Genomic DNA, 19481 nt, shown 5'->3' with positions numbered 1-19481 from the left:
TGTCCTCTTTTTCCGATATTCGTTTACATATTTCTACGGTATTTGCCGCCTACTTCATATAGTGCACTGGTGATTTGGCCAAGGGAGGCTGCTTTGACGGTCTCCATCAGCTCTTCAAAGATGTTTCCGCCGTTGAGTGCGGTTGTCTGAAGCTTGCGAAGCGCCTCTTCCGAGCGGTCTGCATTTTTCTGTTTAAAATCATTTAAATGAGCGATTTGCTGCTCTTTTTCTTCTTTTGTGGCCCTCGCCAGCTGCATGTTAAACTCTTCATCTTTCGGCGGGTTAGGGTTCAGGTACGTATTCACACCGATAATCGGAAGCTCTCCGTTATGTTTTTTCATTTCGTAGTACATGGATTCTTCCTGAATTTTTCCGCGCTGATACTGGGTTTCCATGGAGCCCAAAACGCCGCCCCTCGTATTGAGCCGTTCAAACTCCTGCAAGACGGCTTCTTCTACGAGGTCTGTCAGCTCTTCGATGATAAAGGAGCCCTGAAGGGAGTTTTCATTGCGGGCAAGCCCAAGTTCCTTTGTAATAATGAGCTGGATAGCCATAGCTCTTCGCACCGATTCTTCCGTTGGCGTCGTAATCGCTTCATCATAGGAATTGGTGTGAAGCGAATTACAATTGTCGTACAACGCCATCAAGGCCTGCAGCGTCGTACGGATATCGTTAAAGTCAATTTCCTGGGCATGAAGCGATCTACCGGAGGTTTGCACATGATACTTCAGCTTTTGGCTTCGTTCGTTTGCTCCGTATTTATTCTTCATGACAGTGGCCCAAATTCTTCGGGCTACGCGGCCGATGACTGCATATTCCGGATCCAGTCCGTTGGAGAAGAAGAAAGAGAGATTTGGCGCAAAATCATCGATCTTCATGCCGCGGCTGAGGTAGTATTCCACGTACGTGAACCCGTTGGCAAGTGTAAAGGCCAGCTGGGTAATCGGGTTCGCTCCCGCTTCCGCAATGTGATAACCCGAAATGGAAACGGAATAATAGTTTCGTACGTTATGATCAATAAAGTACTGCTGTATATCCCCCATCATCCGAAGGGCAAATTCCGTTGAAAAAATACACGTATTCTGTCCCTGGTCTTCTTTCAGGATATCCGCCTGCACGGTCCCGCGGACGCTTGCTAGTGTTCTCTCTTTTACGTCCAACAGTTCCTTTTCATCCGGCTTGCGTCCATGCTCTTCCTCAAATTTTCGCAGCTGCTGTTCAATGGCTGTATTCATGAACATGGCCAAAATAATGGGTGCCGGCCCGTTGATGGTCATTGAAACGGACGTGCTCGGTGCCGTCAAATCAAAACCGTCATACAGCTTTTTCATGTCGTCCAGTGTACAGATGCTGACCCCGCTTTCGCCTACTTTTCCGTAAATATCCGGGCGGTAATCCGGGTCCTCCCCATACAGGGTCACTGAGTCAAACGCCGTGCTCAACCGTTTGGCGTCATCGTCCTTGGATAGATAATGGAAGCGGCGGTTCGTCCGCTCGGGCGTTCCTTCTCCGGCAAACTGCCGCTTCGGATCCTCCCCTTTTCGTTTGAACGGGAATACACCTGCTGTATATGGAAAAGCGCCAGGTACATTTTCCTTCATGGTCCACTTGAGGATCTCTCCCCAGTCTTCATACTTGGGAAGGGAGACTTTCGGGATGTTTAAGCCAGAAAGACTTTTAGTCGTAAGCTCCGTTACGATTTCTTTGTCTCTGATCTTCGTTACAAATTCCGTGCCGCTGTACTGTTCCTTCAGTTTTGGCCAATTTTCAAGCGTCTTTTTAGAAAACGGAAGAAGGTTTTCTTCCACTTGCCTTCTTGTTTCCTCCAGTACCGGGATCACTTCACCATCGCTGTTGATTTCCTGAATGGTTTCAATGGAGCCTTTCAGCTGATAGCTCTTGCGGGCATATTTCACCTGTTCATCCATTGTTTTGTAATAATCCCTGATCGTATAAACCAGGTCATTTAAGTACTGGCTCCGTTCGCCGGGAATGATGACATTTCGTTTAGCGACGATTTCTTCTGCCAACGGCTTCAACTGCCAGCCCAATGAGCATTTTTCATTCAACGTTTCAATTAACGCCCGGAATAATGTGTTTGTCCCCTGGTCATTGAACTGGCTGGCGATCGTCCCATAGACCGGCATGTCATCCAGTTCTTTTTCAAACCACTGGCGGGAGCGCTGGTACTGTTTTCTCACATCCCGAAGCGCATCCTCTGAGCCTTTGCGCTCATATTTATTAATCGCAATAAGATCGGCATAATCAATCATATCGATTTTTTCCAGCTGGGAAGGTGCACCAAATTCACTGGTCATCACATACATGGATACGTCTGAAATATCGACAATCCCTGCATCCCCCTGGCCGATACCGCTGGTTTCCACGATCACGAGGTCATACCCTGCAGCCTTGACGATCGACAGCGCATCCCTTATGGCTGCCGACAGTTCGGAGCGTGAACCACGGGTTGCCAGACTCCGCATATAAACCCTTGGATTGTAAATGGAGTTCATGCGGATACGGTCACCCAGCAAAGCACCCCCTGTTTTTTGCTTGGTCGGATCGATGGAGATAATGGCCACTGTCTTGTCTTCAAATTCATTCACAAAACGGCGGACCAGTTCATCCGTCAAGGAGCTCTTACCGGCCCCTCCTGTTCCGGTAATCCCGAGGACAGGTGCGTTTTGCTGTGAGGTTTTCACCTGCTGAAGCACTTCTTCAGCCGTGGCTGCCGTTTCTTTCGGAGCCATTTCGCTGTTTTCAGCCACTGTGATCAAACGGGCAACTGCCCTGCTCTCTTTTTCAGGAAGCTTCTCCAGTTCATCCGTAATCTCGGTAACCGTCTGAAAATCGCATTCCTGCAGCATCAAATTAATCATGCCCTGCAGACCGTTGATTCTGCCGTCTTCTGGCGAGAAGAGGCGGGTCACACCATAGCTGTGCAGCTCTTTTATTTCCGGCGGAATAATGACACCGCCTCCTCCGCCAAACACCTTAATGTGGCTTGCTCCCCGTTCTTTCAAAAGGTCGATCATGTATTTGAAGTACTCCACATGCCCCCCTTGATAGGAGGAGATCGCAATGCCCTGGGCATCTTCCTGAATGGCTGCGCTTACGACTTCATCCACCGAACGGTTATGCCCCAGATGAATAACTTCGGCACCGCTCGACTGCAAAATGCGCCTCATGATGTTAATGGACGCATCATGCCCGTCAAACAGGCTGGAAGCGGTTACAAAACGGATATGGTTTTTTGGCTGATATACTTCCGGACTACTCATTTACCCCTGCTCCTCTCTGACACTTTATACCCACTCAAGTGAAACTTTTATTTTTGACTCCATTTAACAGCAGATGGGTCTGCATTTTTGTGTACTCTTCCAAACTATATTCTTTTCTGAGGCTCCAGCGGCGGAACGTCCACATTTGGCCATGGACCAATATGTTGTGAGCCAATAGTTTGACTTCCTCTTCGCACAGATCAAGCTCCCCCTGCTCCACAGTCTGCTTGATGAGCTCCTCAAAAATCTCCGTCATTTCCAGCTCTTTTTTCAATACATAAGGCAATGCTTCCCGTGACAGTGATTTGACTTCCTGATACATGACCAGCACTTCATCCTGCATTTCATCCACCACGTTAAAATAAACAGCGATCGCTTTTTTTACATGATCAATGCTGCCTTCTGTCATTCCGATCTGCTCGTTGAGCTTTTCCCTGACCCCTTCATAGATGCTGTCACAAACCAAGTATAAAATATCTTCCTTTGACCGGATATATTCATAAAGCGTGCCGATGCTGAAACCGGATGCTTTTGCAATTTCCCTTGTTGTCGTCCGGTGAAAGCCATTTTCTTTAAACAGATTGACCGCTGCTTTGACCATTTCACCCCGCCTCTTTTGGATGAGTTTTTCATCCTTAACCAGCGAAGGTACTTCCTTTCTTGCCAATGGGGTCACTCCTTTCCGTCCTGGTTTTTATCCCATCGTTCAAGGATCTTCCCTGCGGCTGTATACGGATCGAGCCTTCCATCCTGCACGTCTGCTAGCCACCGGTAACCATCCGCCTCTTCTTTTAAAAGAAGAGTCCGCATCAGTTCATAGTGAACGACTTCAATCACTTCCTGTTTCAGGCGGCGCGCCCGCCTCTCTTCTCCCTCACCGCTCGTCTCCAGATAGGTACGATGTGCTTTCAGCTCGCCCCATACCTCTTCAAGGCCTTTGTTCTGTACGGAAATGGTCTGGACCACAGGAGGCCGGTAAGGCGCATCATGCTTAACCAGATCAAGCATGGCATCAAGTTCGGATAGCAGTTTGGGCACACCAGGAAGGTCCGCTTTGTTCACAATGAACAAGTCGGCAATTTCCATAATCCCTGCTTTAAAGACCTGGACCACATCCCCGCTTCCCGGGTTTAAAACGACGGCAATACTGTCAGCAATCTTCATGATATCAAGCTCTGATTGGCCGACTCCGACCGTCTCAATCAAAATGACATCAAAGCCGAATGCATCCATCAGCCGAACGGTTTCCTTTGTCGTTCTCGCGAGGCCGCCGAGGCTGCCCCGTGTCCCCATGCTGCGAATAAAAACATCAGGATCTGTAAAGTGCTCACTCATGCGAACCCGGTCTCCCAAAATCGCACCTCCGCTGAACGGGCTGGTCGGATCAACCGCCACAACCCCGACCGTCAGGTTTTGCCTGCGAAGATAAGTGATCAGCCGGTTGACCAGAGAGCTTTTGCCCGCACCAGGCGAGCCGGTCAGACCTACATAATGGGCCTTCTTTTGCATCGCATGAATATCTTTTAACAAATCCAGCTTTTCAGCGTGATCGTTTTCAACGTGGGAAATGGCTCTCGCAAGTGCCCGTTCATCTTTGTTTTTTATGCGTTCGGCCAAAGGATGCATGGTTTCCTCCTTAATCTTTCAGCAGCATTTTGGAAATGACCAGCCGCTGGATTTCCTGTGTTCCTTCATAGATTTGTGTAATTTTCGCATCACGCATATACCGTTCAACAGGATACTCTTTTGTATACCCGTATCCACCGAATACTTGTACAGCATCGGTTGTAACTTCCATCGCGATATCGCCGGCATACAGTTTGGACATGGCCGATTCTTTTCCATAAGGCAATCCCTGACTCTCACGCCATGCCGCCTGATAGGTCAGAAGTCTCGCAGCTTCCACCTTGGTGGCCATATCAGCCAGTTTGAAGCCAATCCCCTGGTTCTGGCCGATCGATTTGCCAAACTGCTTTCTTTCTTTGGCATAGTTGACTGCCGCGTCCAATGCCCCCTGTGCGATTCCGACAGCTTGTGCTGCGATGCCGTTGCGCCCGCCATCCAATGTCATCATGGCGATTTTAAAGCCCTCGCCTTCTTTGCCAAGCATGTTCTCTGCAGGGACTCTGCAGTCCTCCATGATCAATTCAAGTGTTGGCGAAGAGCGAATGCCGAGTTTCTTTTCCTTTTTGCCAAAAGAAAAACCTGGTGCTCCCTTTTCAATGATAAAAGCGGAGATACCGCGGTGCCCGGCAGTTGGATCTGTCATGGCAAACACCACATAAATCTCTGCCTCACCCGCATTGGTAATGAAAATTTTAGAACCGTTGATAATATAATCATCACCGTCTTTTTGGGCAGTGGTTTTCATGTTGGATGCATCGGACCCCGACCCTGGTTCAGTCAGGCCATAGGCCCCCATTTTCTTGCCTTCTGCCATCGGACGCAGAAACTTCTGCTTTTGTTCTTCTGATCCAAATTTAAAAATGGGCCATCCCGCAAGCGATGTATGGGCCGATAAAGTTACCCCTGTCGATGCGCATACTCGGGAAAGCTCCTCAACCGCAATCACATAGCCAAGATAGTCGCCGCCAATCCCGCCGTATTCTTCCGGCCAGGGAATGCCTGCCAGCCCAAGCTCCGCCATTTGGTCAAAAAGATGCCGGTCAAAACGCTCTTCTTCATCCCGCTCTGCCGCTGTTGGCTCTACTTCATTTTTCGCAAAGTCCCGCACCATTTTACGGATCATGTCGTGTTCTTCAGAAAGTTGAAACTGCATGTTCTCATGCCTCCCGGTTTAATCTGCTAATAGTTGCTTGCTCAGTACGATTCGTTGAATTTCACTCGTTCCTTCATAAATTTCACAGACCTTCGCATCTCGAAACAGCCGTTCTGCCGGATATTCCTTCGTATAGCCATAGCCTCCATGAACCTGTATGGCATCAATGGCTACTTTCATGGCCGTTTGTGAAGCGACAAGTTTGGCCATGGACGCTTCTTTTTTGCAAGGAATGCCGAGATTACGCAAGTGTGCTGCGCGATAGGTCAGCAGTTTGGCCGCTTCCACTTTTGTAGCCATATCTGCAAGCATAAAGGCGAGGCCTTGCTGGGCACCGATCGGTTTTCCAAACTGCTTGCGCTGTTTTGCATATTCAACGGAGTATTGAAGTCCTGCATCTGCAATTCCCAGCGACTGGGCAGCAATGCCGATTCTTCCTGCCTCCAGATTGCTCAGGGCTATTTTAAAACCTTCGCCCTCTTCTCCAAGACGGTTTTCCACAGGCACTTCTGCCTGCTCAAAGATAATTTCACAGGTATTGGACCCGTTCAGTCCCATTTTCTTTTCTTTTTTTCCTATGGAGAAGCCCGGGGTATTTTTTTCAACCACAAAGGCGGAGATTCCCCTTGATCCTGCCTCCGGTGAGGTGGAAGCGAATACGATATACGTATCTGCAGCCCCTGCGTTTGTAATGAAAATTTTGGAGCCATCCAGGATGTACTTATCGCCTTTTTTAACCGCTTTTGTTTTGAGAGCGGCCGCATCAGACCCTGCTCCCTGCTCGGTCAGGGCAAAAGCTCCGAGGTATTCACCTGTCGCAAGCTTTGGAATAAACCGCTGCTTTTGTTCTTCATTTCCGAAATAGAGAATCGGGTTGGTTCCGACACTTGTATGCACGGAAAGGATAACCCCAACCGAGGCACTTACCTTCGACAATTCATGAATGGCGATGATGTAAGAGGTGTAATCCATGCCTGCGCCGCCATATTCCTCGGGAATGGGAATGCCCATCAGGCCAAGACCTGCCATTTTTTTTATAATCGCTGTTGGAAACTGATCTTTTTCATCCATCTCATCGATGATGGGTGCAATTTCTTTCTGTGCAAAATCCCGCACCATCTTTTGCATCATTAGCTGTTCTTCTGTAAACGTGAGATTCACGTTTCATTCCCCCTGTCACGCTTTTCTGCCCTTAGTTATACGTGTAGAACCCCTTGCCGGTTTTCTTTCCGAGCCAGCCTGCCTTTACATATTTACGTAAAAGCGGACATGGGCGGTATTTATCGTCTCCAAACCCTTCATGAAGGGTTTCCATGATATAAAGACAGGTGTCGAGGCCGATGAAGTCAGCCAATGTGAGCGGTCCCATTGGATGGTTCATTCCGAGTTTCATAATTTCATCTATGGCTTCTGGTTCTGCCACACCTTCATATAGGGCAAAAATAGCCTCATTGATCATCGGCATTAAAATCCTGTTGGAGATAAAGCCGGGGAAATCCTGCACTTCCACTGGAACCTTGCCGATTTTTTTGGTGATGGATTCTATCGTTTCGTATACTTCATCGCTTGTTTGCAGCCCGCGGATAATCTCTATGAGTTTCATGACCGGTACCGGATTCATAAAGTGCATGCCGATGACTTTCTCCGGCCGCTTCGTAACCGCTGCAATTTCAGTAATCGGAAGGGAGGAGGTATTGCTCGCAAGGATCGCATGCTCCGGTGCCATCTCATCAAGCATTTTAAATACCTGCGTTTTCACATCCATGTTTTCCACAACAGCCTCAATGATCAAATCGGCTTCCGCAGCGTTTTGGATGCTGGTGGATGGAAGGAGACGGTCTAAAACACCGTCCCGGTCTTCCGGCGTCATCCGGCCTTTGTCCACCTGGCGCGACAGTTGGGCTGCGATCGATGCCACTCCCTTTTGGACGTATTCTTCCTTCAGGTCGTGAAGGTACACTTTAAAATTGGCCATGGCGCAAACCTGCGCAATGCCTGAGCCCATTTGTCCTGCTCCGATGACCATGATGGTTTGAACGTTCATGAATAAATCCCCCTTTTCATTAATTCACTTCAAGCAGGATAGCGTCGCCTTGCCCGCCTCCAGAACAGATCGATGCGATTCCGAGTCCGCCGCCCCGGCGTTTTAACTCATGAATCAATGAAACAATGATTCTTGCCCCGCTGGCGCCGATCGGGTGTCCAAGTGCCACCGCTCCGCCGTTTACATTCACCTTCTCCAAATCCAGTCCGGCAAGCTCCGCGCTTGTCAGCGCAACAGCCGCAAATGCTTCGTTAATCTCAAACAAATCAATATCATCCAGGGACTTCCCTGTTTTTTTCAACAATTCATTGATGACCAGACCCGGCGTTTTCGGGAAGTCCTTCGCTTCCACCGCAATGGCGGTGTGTCCAAGAATGGTGGCCATGATTTCTTTTTCCTCTTTTTCTGCCCTTTCCTCTGACATGAGAACGAGCGCCGCCGCTCCGTCATTTACGCCCGGTGCATTTCCGGCCGTAATGGATCCATCAGCAGAAAAAACTGGAGCAAGCTTGGATAACCGTTCAAGAGAGGTGTCCTTTCTTGGTGCCTCATCGGCTGAAACAACGACCGGATCTCCCTTTCGCTGAGGGACCTCCACTGAAATTATTTCTTCTGCAAAGGTTCCGTTGCCCGTAGCGGCAACAGCCCTTTGATGACTGCGCAGTGCCCACTCATCCTGTTTTTCTCGGGAAATTTCCATTTCCTTTGCCACGTCGTTTCCATAGGTACCCATGTGTACGCCTGTAAAAGAGCAGGTGAGGCCGTCATGCGTCATCAAGTCTTTCACCTGGCCATCCCCCATTCGGTAGCCCCAGCGCGCCTTTGGAAGAATGTACGGAGCATTGCTCATGGATTCCATTCCACCTGCAACAATCAGGTCTTCATCTCCCGCACGGATAATCTGATCTCCCATGGTGACACTTCGCATACCGGATGCACAAACTTTGTTGATGGTTTCTGTCTTTACTTCCCAGGGCAGTCCTGCTTTTTGAGCAGCCTGGCGTGAAGGAATTTGCCCCTGTCCGCCCTGAAGGACACAGCCCATGATCAGCTCACCGACCTGATCTGCCTTAACATCCGCTCTCTTTAGCGCCTCCTTAACGGCCACTGCGCCAAGATCGGAAGCCGACATGGTGCTTAATCCTCCTCCAAATTTTCCAACGGGTGTTCGGACACCACTGACAATTACTGTTTTCGCCATTCTGATTGCCTCCCTTATAGTAAACGCTTTCAACTTGTACTGAGCGAACGCTCGGTCGCCCCTTTTCCAAGGAGTAACCTGCAGCCCATAGGACAGCAGGTTTCTCTCTTTTTATAACTCGCTTCAAAAGCCTGGTGGATGGGAGGTTAATCTCCGTTTCAGGCTGCTCGCTTTCCTCGGGCGAGCGCTGAGCCTGGGCGGCGTAATCGCCTACTTCCCCGTCGCTTGATCCTGGGGACCGGCGAAACGCCTTCCTGGTCTCATCTATCCCGCTTTTCCCGTAGGACAAGGAAAGCTTCGGCAGCGAGACATCGCACGAAGTAAATGTGAAATTCATTTTCGAGGATCTCGCACCTTCCACTCCAATTAACTGATTCTTGAAGCTTCTTCATAAGAATGCTCCCCAAGCAAAGGACTACGAAAATTTATTGAACGACTGCTTTTTCAGGCTGGAAGAGGGAACGTTCGAGAATCTCAACGACATCAAGCGTTTGTACCTGGTCTTCCACTTCCTTGGCTTTGGTTCCGTCACTGAGCATGGTCAGGCAGTACGGGCAGCCGCTGCCAATCATGGTCGGGTTCACCTCAAGCGCCTGTTCGGTACGGGCCACGTTGACACGCTGGCCGGCTTTCTCTTCCATCCACATCATGCCTCCGCCCGCGCCACAGCACATGCCGTTTTGACGATTGCGGTTCATTTCAACGAGCTTTACGCCCGGGATGGCTTTTAAAATCTCACGTGGTGGTTCATAAACTTCGTTGTAGCGGCCGAGGTAGCAGGAATCATGGTACGTAATGACCTCATCGACCTCAAACTTCGGTGTAATTCTGCCTTCTTTGATCCACTCTGCCAAGAGCTCGGTATGATGATATACCTCTCCATCAAAACCGAATTCAGGGTACTCATTTTTAAACGTATTGTACGCGTGCGGATCAATCGTAATGATTTTCTTCACATTGTGCTTTTCAAACAGTGCAACATTGCTGGTGCAAATTTCCTGGAATAAGAACTCATTTCCGATTCGTCTTGGTGTGTCTCCTGAGTTTTTCTCCTTGTTGCCAAGGATGGCAAATTTCACACCTGCTTCATTCATGATTTTAGCGAAAGCAAGGGCAATCTTCTGGCTTCGGTTATCGTAAGCTCCCATTGAGCTGACCCAGAATAGGTATTCAAACTCTTCTCCGGCCTTCTCCACTTCTTTTACGGTCGGAATGACAACGTCTTCGCGAAGCTCCCGCCAGTTCTCTCTTTCTTTCTTCGAGATTCCCCACGGATTTCCTTGTTTTTCGATATTTTGAATGGCGCGTTTGGCGTCAGCATCCACTTTACCTTCCGTTAGAACAAGATAACGCCGCATATCAATAATCTTATCCACGTGCTCATTCATAACGGGACATTGATCTTCACAGTTTCTGCAGGTTGTACATGCCCAGATCTCTTCCTCGGTCATGACCTCCCCGATCAGTTCGATGTTGTAATCAAATTTAAAGGCTGAGCTGCCTTCAGTGGCTGCAGCCATTTCTTTCGCTGCAGCACCTTTTCCTGCTGCTTCAAAAGCAATTTGATTGCCTCTCGTATTTGAAAAAGCAAATGCAGGCATCCACGGTGTGCGTGAGGTGACAGCCGCTCCTTTTTCAGTAAGGTGATCTCTTATTTTTATAATCATATCCATCGGCGAAAGCATTTTGCCTGTCCCGGTCGCCGGACATACATTGGTACAGCGTCCACATTCCACACAGGCATACAGATCAACCAATTGTTTCTGGTTAAAGTCTTCCACTCGGTTAACCCCGAACACTTCCTGCGTTTCATCCTCAAAATTGATGGAGGACAGCTTTCCTACCTTATCCTTTCGCCCAAGCCACACATTGAGCGGGCCGGCGATCAAGTGAGCATGCTTTGATTGCGGAACATAGACGAGGAACGTCAGCAGGAACAGTAAGTGAACCCACCAGGCGATAAAAAACACAGTCACAACGGCAGGCTCCGGCAACCCTCCAAAAAGATACGCCAGGCCTGAAGCAATCGGTGCGGTCCAGTGAAGCTCGAGATTGTGCCAAAGAATTTCCATGGCATTGCCAAGAAGTACCGAAAGCATGAGACCGCCAATGAAAAGCAGTACAAGACCTGCCTTAAACCCGCGTTTCAGACGGACAAGCTTTTCCACATATCTGCGGTAAAACGCCCATACGACTGCAACCAGGATTACAAACGTAACGATTTCCTGGAAAAACGTGAAAGCAGGATAAACCGGTCCCAATGGCAGGTGCGATCCAGGAGCAAGCCCTTTCCAAATAAAATCAATCGCACCAAATTGAACGAGGAGAAATCCATAGAAAAACATGACATGGATCACGCCGCTCTTTTTATCTTTTAAAAGCTTTTTCTGACCGAACACATTGACCAGCACCGCTTTTATGCGTTCCTGGACAGTATGGTCGAATTCCACTTTTTTCCCCATTTTGATGAATTCGTACCGCGTTTTGACCACATAGGTAAATAAATAAATGGCGTAAGCGGTTACAAGAATAAAGGCAATCCAGTTTAAAATCAGCAGGCCGTTCATCATTATGCTCCCTTCACCTTTGTCTGTAGCTTTCCCCTTTTCCATGGTACATCTTGATTTATTATTCAAAAAGGGTTGAATTTTCTGAACCCATTATATCATAAAAAAAGAAATGAATGAGCATTCAGTCAATTTTATTTAAAAAATTTTTTCTCTTCCTTTTGGATAGACTAAACACCACTGATCCTATGAAAGGGAGGAAGGGTTATCGTGATTGCTGTTATTGTTCTTATCCTATTACTGCTTCTGGTCTTTTTTATCTGGCTCGATTTACACCTGGGAAGAAAAAACGTTCAGCGGCATGACATCAAAACGCCTTCCTCCTGCAGCGGGAAGGCGGCACTGCTGACCACAGGCACACAATTTTTCGATACATTGTTCGAGGAAATTGAAAAAGCCACCCATCATGTGCATGTTCAATTTTATATCTATCACGAGGACAGCATCGGTCAAGAGATGTCCTCTCTTCTGAAGAAAAAGGCAAAAGAAGGCGTCAATGTCCGGCTTCTGGTGGATTATATGGGCAGCTTTTTTCTTAAAAAGAAGGCAATTAAGGAACTAAAAAAAGCCGGTGTTCAATTTGCCTACAGCTTTACGCCGGGCTTTCCCTACTTTTTTTATAAACTGAACCGCAGGAATCACCGGAAAATTACAATTATCGACGGAAGCAGGGGGTTTATGGGCGGATTTAATGTGGGGGATGAATATTTGGGCAGGGATCCGAGGCTCGGCTATTGGCGGGATTATCATTTGCTGCTTAGCGGACCGGTCATCCATACCTTTCAACAACAATTTATCATGGACTGGGAGGCAGCCAGCGGAGAAAAATTCAACGGCAGCGAGTATTTTCCAGAGCTTGAAAAAGGTCCAGTCAAAATCACCACCCTTTTTTCAGCCAAGGCTATTTATTCTTTTTGGCTGCAGCACATTAATCAGGCTCAAACCAGCATCACCATCGGCTCTCCCTATTTTATTCCTGACCGACCGCTTCAAAATGCGCTTCTACAAGCCATCAAGCGAGGAGTAGAGGTTACGCTGCTTGTGCCCATGAAGTCAGATCATCTGCTGGTCAAGGAAGCTTCGTATTTTTATTTTAAAGATCTGCTGAACGCAGGCTGCAAAATTGAGGAATACTATGAAGGTTTTTTTCATGCGAAAGTATTTTTGGTGGATGACAAAATTTGCGATATTGGAACAACCAACTTTGATCAGCGAAGTTTTTTTACCAATTCAGAGGTCAATTGTATTTTTGAAGACCGACATCTGATCGAGGAGGCAAAAAAGGCGATCAAAGAAGATTTGGACCGTTCGGAAACCCTTACTATGACCGTCTGGGAGCGAATGTCCTATTGGAAAAAAACAAAAATCCTGTTTGCTAAAGTTTTTTCACCTTTTTTATAAGTTTTGTTTACTGTATTCGGATTAGGTGAATGAGTTAGTAATACTCGAGTTAAGGAGCTGCTCTAATGATCGCATCTTTCGGCTACGTATCTACCGCTCTTACCCTTTTTGATTCATCGCCATCCAAAACGATGACCTTTGCCACCTGGTCCAAACTGGAAAAAGAAGAACGAGAACAGCGGCTGATACAACTAACAAAAACCAACTTAAAAAATACACTGCGGATTGTTCATTATAATATCGCTTCCGAATTCCCTTTGTACCGGATGTCGTCTTCCATTGTTCCGCTCGCCACTCATCCCGAGGTTAATTGGGATTATTTGAAGTATACCCGTGAGGAATTCAGGGCCATTGGTGACCTTGTGAAAGCCAATGGTCTTCGGGTGAGCATGCATCCTAACCAGTTCACGCTGTTTACCAGTGAAAGAGAGCAGGTCACCAACAACGCCATAAAAGACATGGAATATCACTATGCCATGTTCGAAGCCATGGGACTGGAAAAGGAAGCACGGATCAATATTCATGTTGGCGGAACTTATGGAGATAAAGACTCATCCATCGCCCGATTCTATGAAAATATCAAAAAACTTCCGGCACCCGTAAAAAAAGCGATGACGCTTGAGAATGATGATAAAACCTATACCACTGCAGAAACTCTGGATATCTGTGAGAAGGAAGGCATTCCAATGATGTTTGATTATCATCATCATATGGCCAATCCAAGCTCTGTGCCTTTAGAGGAGCTCCTTCCGCGTTTTATCGACACGTGGAAGGGAACCGGACGCCCCCCAAAAGTTCATCTTTCCTCACCAAAAACAGAAAAGGCCTATCGCAGCCACCATGACTTCGTAGGCTCTGATTATGTGCTGCCCTTTTTTAAAATGGTGAAAGCCTATACCGATGAGCTCGATGTGATGATTGAAGCCAAACAAAAGGATCTGGCTCTCATTCAGCTGCTTCAGGATTTGAGCAAGGTGCGGGGCATCAAGCGGTTGACGGGCGGCACGCTCCTTATCTAATCTCTGTCAGCCATTGTGACAGCTCACGGTTGAAGTATTGGTGCTGCTTTACCGGGATTTGGTGAAACGCCCCTGGAACAATAATAGTTTTCACATTAGAGACAAGTTTTTGATACACCTTTCGATAAGGCAAAAAATAAAACGAACGTGATCCGTAAAATAACAGAAGCGGCATCTCTAAATGGGATAATCGCTTTGTGCAACTGTAATTCAGGCTTTCTTCATAAAGGCGGCTCCAAAGTTTGGGGCTGCCTTTTTTACTTTCAGCCTTAATTTCCCTGCCGTCCTGAGAAGTGACTTGATGGGTCCATGACAACCCGTTCACCAATATGCCGGGGTGGTGTTCTGCCAAGTAGATTCCAAGCCGGAATTCTTTTTGCAGCAGCCATGAAGCCACTTGGGGAAAGCCGCCTGAAAGTACAAGTCCCTTGACGCGTTCAGGATACCGCAAGGCAAATTCCTGAGCAATGGATCCTCCGGCCGAATATCCACAGATCACCGCTTTTTCCACACCGCATTGATCCATCAATGCCAGCAAATCCTCCGCCAGCATAGGGATGGTTACCATATCACTCGGGCATGGCGTGTTTCCGTGTCCCCGCAAATCGTACGTAATCACCCGTGAAGAACAGCTAAAAAATTGATGCTGATACTTGAAGATCCGTGAAGTGAGCGCCGGAGGGTGAATAAAGACTACCGGCTGGCCCGATCCTGATTCTTCATAAAAGGTACGCACTCGTTGTTCCATTGCCGTCTCCTCCTTGGTCTTACCTTATGAAATGGGAAAGAGCCCATTGGTACAGCTGATATCCAATGTAAATTCCAACAATACCGGCGATGCCTGAAAGTGCAGGCGGTGCAGGAATCGGCAGTTTGAACAAAGCAAAAATGATGCCAACAGCCGCTCCGGTAATGAGTGATAAAATGACAAGTTTCACGTTCCATTCCTCCTCTGTTTTATCGTGCACTCTCAGCAGAGGGTTTATCCCCATTCCCGAATGCGGGCAATAAAAAACCGGCTGCGATGACAGCCGGTTTATAGCATTTATGGTTTACATTTTTTCCGGTGCGGAAACCCCAACAATGCGAAGAGCATTTTCAATCGCAATTTGCGTAGCTTTCATCAGGGCATACCGGGCAGTTGATTTTTCTTTGTTATCGGCATCCAGCACACGTTCTGCATTATAGAAGCTATGCAGGGCGGAAGCCAGTTCGAAAACATAATTGGTCATTCGGTGTGTCAGCATTTTTTCGGCTGCTTCTTCAATCGCTGCCGGAAATTCTCCAAGCTTTTTCAGAAGTTCAAACTCTTTTTCAGAAGAAATCTGGGAGAGGTCGAGCTCTCCATCATAGGATAAGCCCATTTCTGCTCCTTGGCGCAGCATGCTGCATACGCGGGCATGTGCATATTGAACGTAAAACACAGGGTTTTCGTTCGATTTTGAAACGGCAAGGTCCATGTCAAAATCAAGATGCGTATCAGAGCTTCTCATCGCGAAGAAGTAACGGGTCGCATCAACGCCAACTTCTTCCATTAAGTCTTTCAGCGTAACGGCTTTACCTGTCCGCTTGCTCATTTTCACTTTTTCCCCGTTTTGGAAGAGGGATACAAGCTGAATGATCAATACTTCAAGCTGTTCACGGTTATACCCCAGCGCTTCAATCGCTGCTTTCATACGCGGAATATAGCCATGGTGGTCGGCTCCCCAAATATTGATCAATTTTTCGAATCCGCGGTCAAGTTTGTCCTGATGGTACGAAATATCAGGCGTCAAGTAGGTATAAGATCCATCATTCTTAATCAATACACGGTCTTTGTCATCTCCGAAATCGGTCGTTCTGAACCAGGTTGCACCGTCTTTTTCATAGACCACACCTGCTTCTTTCAGCTTCGTGAGTGCTTTGTCAATTTTGCCGGACTCGTACAATGAGGTTTCAGAATACCAGACATCAAAGTTCACCCGAAATTCACCGAGGTCGATTTTGATTTTCTCCAGCTCTTTTTCGAGACCATACTTGCGGAAGAAATTAAACCGTTCCTTCTCGTCCGCAGTTGCCCACTTATCTCCGTATTCCGCAGCCAGGTCCTTCCCAAATTCAATGATGTCTTTTCCAAAATAACCATCCTGAGGCATTTCCTTTTCCTGCCCCAGCGCCTGAAAATATCTCGCTTCGATGGAATAGGCCAGGTTATTGATCTGGTTTCCTGCATCATTGATATAAAATTCACGGGAAACTTCAAACCCGGCAGTATCTAGAATATTGCACAGGGAATCACCTACAGCCGCTCCACGCGCATGGCCAAGGTGAAGGTTGCCCGTCGGATTCGCCGATACAAACTCGACCTGTACCTTTTTGCCTTGCCCGTAATCCGTTCTTCCGTAATTCTCTCCTGCTGCAAGGATTGCAGGGATCAAATCAGTTAAATAGGCATTGTCCATATAAAAGTTGATGAATCCAGGTCCCGCAATTTCCAGCTTGCTGATGGACGCTTTGCTTTTATCGAAGTTTTGAAGAATTTCCTCCGCGATCACTCTTGGCGCTTTTTTTGCGATGCGCGCCAGCTGCATGGCCATATTGGTCGCATAGTCCCCGTGTGATTTATCCTTTGGCGTCTCCAAAACAACTTCAGGAAGCTGCTCTCTTTCGGCCAATCCGGCTTTTATTACCGCTTCCTCAATCTCCTTCTTTAAAAGGAGCTTTACCTGATCTACAACGTTCATACTTCTGCCTCCTGAAATTTTATTTTTATTGTATATCTTCCTGTATCCTCTCCCTGTAATACAAGCCCGTAAATCAGGGTTAAGTCGCCTTTTTTTGCCTGCTGATTCCAGCGGAAATTCATCTGATGTGTGGTGGTCTCCATCCACAGCTGGCCATAAGGCGTATCATACATTCCCTGGGTGGTCTGTCCGATCAGAAACTTCTGCTTCATGGTTACACTGCCGCTTCTCAGGATCACAATGCCTTCATGATTCAATTTAATCACATTGTTGACCGATCCAGCCCCCTCTATAACTTCGGAATACCTGAGATAGGTGTTGTCTCCTTTTTTATACAGCGTCCCTTCAGCCTCCCCTGTATGTACGTCTTTTTCATGAGCATGCTGTATGACGGTTTCAAGTGTTAAATTGACCGCAATACCTGCACCTTGTCCATCCATATCGGATCCGTCCTTTTAATTTAAAATCTATTACAAAAAGAGAGCTTTCAATAGCCTCTGCATCACGCTTCATTATATATAACTCAACTATTATAAAGGATTCTTCCCTAATTCTTCAACCTTACCCTGCCATTTAAAAAGAAAAAATGCACTTCTCTATACGAAAAGTGCATTAAGCGGCCGGAAGTATGATCCTTACGATCGTCCCTTTGCCCGAATGACTTTGAATATCAATTTTTCCCTGATGCTCCTGGATGATTTTAAAGCTGGTCATTAACCCGAGCCCGGTTCCTTTTTCTTTCGTGGAATAAAACGGTTCACCGAGCTTTTCAAGGCTCTCCGGCGGTATGCCGCATCCCTGGTCCTGGATTGTCACTTCAATTTCTGCTCCTTTTTGCACGCAGTCGATATGAATAATGCCACCATCCGGCATCGCCTCTATTGCGTTTTTCACAAGATTGATGAAAACCTGCTTCAGCTCATTTTCCACGCACTGAACGAGGGACATCCTTTCCTCCAATTCGCAAACAATATGCACGTTATGAATGAGCGCCTGGCGGTCGAGCAGTGCGACAACGTAATGGATCAGCTCTTTAATGTCTTTATTCTCTACTGTCTTTGACTGGGGTTTAGCAAGAATCAAAAGCTCCGTAATTATCTGTTCAATGCGGTTCAGTTCATCGAGCATAATCCGGTAGTATTTGTCACAGTCCACGATGCCTTTTGATTGGAAAAGCTGTATAAATCCTTTCAACGCGGTGAGCGGATTGCGGATCTCATGGGCGACCGAAGCCGCCAGCTGGCCAACGATGGAAAGCTTATCAGAGTTTCTCAACAGTTCTTCCGCTGCCAGCCGCTCGGAAATGTCACGGGTAACCGCGATGATTTCAATCACTTCTCCTGTTTTCTCATCCTTGATTCCGCGGCAGGCAGCTTCCACCCATCGGAATTCACCATTTTTATGTTTCAGCCTTAATTGATAGTTGCCAATCTCTTTGCCATCAAGCAGCTGCTTATGAGCTTCCAGTGAACGGCGTATATCATCCGGATGAAAGAGGGCAAACGCTTTCTTCTTCAACAGTTCCTGTGGTGTATATCCAAGCAACTGCTCGCAGGCAGGGGAAACATACTGCATATTTCCATCAATCGTATGTGTGGAAATCATGTCTGTCGAATTCTCTGCGAGCAATCTGTATCGCGATTCGCTTTCCAGCAATTTTTCGTGGGAAGAAACCTGGTCTGTGATTTCCCGTCCAAAGACCAGCAGATTTTTTCTTTTTCCTTCCTCAGTAAACATAGGTATTTTGTACACGTCAAATACCCGGTCACCTGAAGGCATCCGGATTTTTTCGAGACACCGCTTCAATTTCCGTTCCTGCCACACGGTTTCGTCGGTTTGAATGCAATTGTCAAATACAGGTTTAAAGCAGGGAATCAATCGTCCAAGGTCAGCATCTGTTTTTCCGATAAATTCGACATGGGAGTAGCCAAACAGTTCACCTGCAAATTTATTGGCATAGACAAACTTGCCCTTTCCATCCTTTATCCCGATAAAATCGGGCACGACATGGGTCAGGCTGACAAGCAAATCTTTTTGGGGATCGCACTGGGTTTCCAGATCGTCATCCTGCATGCAGGGTTTGAGAATGCAAACCAGATAGTCGCTGTCCATACCAAGCTCATCAAGTTTGACAACCACCTGCTGCAAATTTTCCGGTATGACAACCCGTTGTTCCTGTAATTGCCGATTAAAGTCTGGAAGGAGTTTCGAAATCGGAAGGCCTTCCATCTCTGTTTTGGATTTTCCGGTCAATTGCTGTGCTGCCACATTCATCTCCTGTATCAAATAGTCCCTGGTTAATACCAACACGGCATCGGACAATTGATCAATAAATGGCATTGGAGATTGTATAAGCTTGTTTTCCATTCTTCCCATTCCTTTCCACGTCCGGCGTTCATTGGTTTAACTATACCAAAATTGACACAATTCTGTAACTTTTTTCGACAAAAAAAGACGAAAGCC

The 19481-nt window shown here is 47.2% G+C and carries 15 protein-coding genes; 2 read left to right on the top strand and 13 right to left on the bottom strand.

Annotation, left to right across the window (positions count from 1 at the left end; all coding sequences use genetic code 11):
• Positions 1-23: 23 nt before the first annotated feature.
• The 8 genes from icmF to DMO16_RS17010 all read right to left on the bottom strand — a co-directional run bounded on the left by icmF (position 24) and on the right by DMO16_RS17010 (position 11875).
• Positions 24-3284, bottom strand: coding sequence for a fused isobutyryl-CoA mutase/GTPase IcmF (gene icmF, locus DMO16_RS17045; RefSeq protein ID WP_129478779.1), 3261 nt, complete (start codon positions 3282-3284; stop codon positions 24-26).
• 34 nt (positions 3285-3318) lie between these two features.
• Entirely contained in the window at positions 3319-3951 is a 633-nt protein-coding gene (locus DMO16_RS17040; RefSeq protein ID WP_061973426.1) for a TetR/AcrR family transcriptional regulator, read from the bottom strand.
• A 5-nt stretch (positions 3952-3956) separates the two neighbouring features.
• Positions 3957-4910 (bottom strand): methylmalonyl Co-A mutase-associated GTPase MeaB, encoded by a 954-nt coding sequence (gene meaB / locus DMO16_RS17035; RefSeq protein ID WP_129478777.1) that lies wholly within the window; start codon positions 4908-4910, stop codon positions 3957-3959.
• Positions 4911-4920: 10 nt separating this feature from the next.
• Positions 4921-6063 (bottom strand): acyl-CoA dehydrogenase, encoded by a 1143-nt coding sequence (locus DMO16_RS17030; RefSeq protein WP_061973421.1) that lies wholly within the window; start codon positions 6061-6063, stop codon positions 4921-4923.
• An 18-nt stretch (positions 6064-6081) separates the two neighbouring features.
• Positions 6082-7224 carry an acyl-CoA dehydrogenase gene (locus DMO16_RS17025; RefSeq protein ID WP_129478775.1) on the bottom strand — a complete coding sequence of 381 codons (1143 nt, stop codon included), beginning with the start codon at positions 7222-7224 and terminating at the stop codon, positions 6082-6084.
• Between the two features lie 31 nt (positions 7225-7255).
• Positions 7256-8107 carry a 3-hydroxybutyryl-CoA dehydrogenase gene (locus tag DMO16_RS17020; protein ID WP_129478772.1) on the bottom strand — a complete coding sequence of 284 codons (852 nt, stop codon included), beginning with the start codon at positions 8105-8107 and terminating at the stop codon, positions 7256-7258.
• 19 nt (positions 8108-8126) lie between these two features.
• Positions 8127-9308, bottom strand: a complete 1182-nt coding sequence (locus DMO16_RS17015) for an acetyl-CoA C-acetyltransferase (RefSeq protein ID WP_129478770.1) — start codon at positions 9306-9308, stop codon at positions 8127-8129.
• 425 nt (positions 9309-9733) lie between these two features.
• On the bottom strand, positions 9734-11875 hold the full coding sequence (locus tag DMO16_RS17010) for a heterodisulfide reductase-related iron-sulfur binding cluster (protein ID WP_129480415.1): 2142 nt from the start codon (positions 11873-11875) through the stop codon (positions 9734-9736).
• A 210-nt stretch (positions 11876-12085) separates the two neighbouring features.
• Here DMO16_RS17010 and cls point away from each other — a divergent pair, with 210 nt between their 5' ends.
• Both cls and uvsE read left to right on the top strand, forming a co-directional pair.
• Positions 12086-13276: a cardiolipin synthase gene (gene cls, locus DMO16_RS17005; protein WP_241840585.1), complete on the top strand. Its 1191-nt coding sequence runs from the start codon at positions 12086-12088 to the stop codon at positions 13274-13276.
• A gap of 65 nt (positions 13277-13341) precedes the next feature.
• Positions 13342-14295, top strand: a complete 954-nt coding sequence (gene uvsE / locus DMO16_RS17000) for a UV DNA damage repair endonuclease UvsE (protein WP_129478766.1) — start codon at positions 13342-13344, stop codon at positions 14293-14295.
• Here uvsE and DMO16_RS16995 read toward each other — a convergent pair.
• The 5 genes from DMO16_RS16995 to DMO16_RS16975 form a co-directional block, all read right to left on the bottom strand.
• A complete protein-coding gene (locus DMO16_RS16995) occupies positions 14288-15043 on the bottom strand; it encodes an alpha/beta fold hydrolase (protein ID WP_129478764.1) in 756 nt (251 codons plus the stop codon). The genes uvsE and DMO16_RS16995 overlap by 8 nt on opposite strands.
• Before the next feature lie 19 nt (positions 15044-15062).
• The gene (locus DMO16_RS16990) at positions 15063-15233 is read right to left on the bottom strand and encodes a XapX domain-containing protein (RefSeq protein ID WP_061973405.1); all 171 of its coding nucleotides are present in this window, start codon (positions 15231-15233) and stop codon (positions 15063-15065) included.
• Between the two features lie 114 nt (positions 15234-15347).
• Positions 15348-17018: an arginine--tRNA ligase gene (argS, locus tag DMO16_RS16985; RefSeq protein WP_061973402.1), complete on the bottom strand. Its 1671-nt coding sequence runs from the start codon at positions 17016-17018 to the stop codon at positions 15348-15350.
• Positions 17015-17458 (bottom strand): DUF1934 domain-containing protein, encoded by a 444-nt coding sequence (locus DMO16_RS16980; protein WP_129478762.1) that lies wholly within the window; start codon positions 17456-17458, stop codon positions 17015-17017. The genes argS and DMO16_RS16980 overlap by 4 nt, the downstream gene beginning before the upstream one ends.
• A gap of 172 nt (positions 17459-17630) precedes the next feature.
• Complete coding sequence (locus DMO16_RS16975; RefSeq protein ID WP_164988945.1) at positions 17631-19385, bottom strand: PAS domain-containing sensor histidine kinase; 1755 nt, start codon at positions 19383-19385, stop codon at positions 17631-17633.
• Positions 19386-19481: the final 96 nt, after the last annotated feature.

Origin of the sequence: Fictibacillus sp. S7, assembly GCF_004127935.1 — a bacterium.
Taxonomy (GTDB): Bacteria; Bacillota; Bacilli; order Bacillales; family Fictibacillaceae; genus Fictibacillus_C; species Fictibacillus_C enclensis.
Note: the sequence above shows the minus strand (reverse complement) of the source record. Positions and strands in the feature narration are given on the sequence as shown.

What these genes read in the sequence shown, in the direction of transcription:
- icmF (WP_129478779.1), bottom strand. Translation starts at nt 3,284, where the DNA reads ATGAGTAGTCCGGAAGTATATCAGCCAAAAAACCATATCCGTTTTGTA.
- meaB (WP_129478777.1), bottom strand. Translation starts at nt 4,910, where the DNA reads ATGCATCCTTTGGCCGAACGCATAAAAAACAAAGATGAACGGGCACTT.
- DMO16_RS17030 (WP_061973421.1), bottom strand. Translation starts at nt 6,063, where the DNA reads ATGCAGTTTCAACTTTCTGAAGAACACGACATGATCCGTAAAATGGTG.
- DMO16_RS17020 (WP_129478772.1), bottom strand. Translation starts at nt 8,107, where the DNA reads ATGAACGTTCAAACCATCATGGTCATCGGAGCAGGACAAATGGGCTCA.
- DMO16_RS17015 (WP_129478770.1), bottom strand. Translation starts at nt 9,308, where the DNA reads ATGGCGAAAACAGTAATTGTCAGTGGTGTCCGAACACCCGTTGGAAAA.
- DMO16_RS17010 (WP_129480415.1), bottom strand. Translation starts at nt 11,875, where the DNA reads ATGAACGGCCTGCTGATTTTAAACTGGATTGCCTTTATTCTTGTAACC.
- uvsE (WP_129478766.1), top strand. Translation starts at nt 13,342, where the DNA reads ATGATCGCATCTTTCGGCTACGTATCTACCGCTCTTACCCTTTTTGAT.
- DMO16_RS16995 (WP_129478764.1), bottom strand. Translation starts at nt 15,043, where the DNA reads ATGGAACAACGAGTGCGTACCTTTTATGAAGAATCAGGATCGGGCCAG.
- argS (WP_061973402.1), bottom strand. Translation starts at nt 17,018, where the DNA reads ATGAACGTTGTAGATCAGGTAAAGCTCCTTTTAAAGAAGGAGATTGAG.
- DMO16_RS16980 (WP_129478762.1), bottom strand. Translation starts at nt 17,458, where the DNA reads ATGGATGGACAAGGTGCAGGTATTGCGGTCAATTTAACACTTGAAACC.
- DMO16_RS16975 (WP_164988945.1), bottom strand. Translation starts at nt 19,385, where the DNA reads ATGGAAAACAAGCTTATACAATCTCCAATGCCATTTATTGATCAATTG.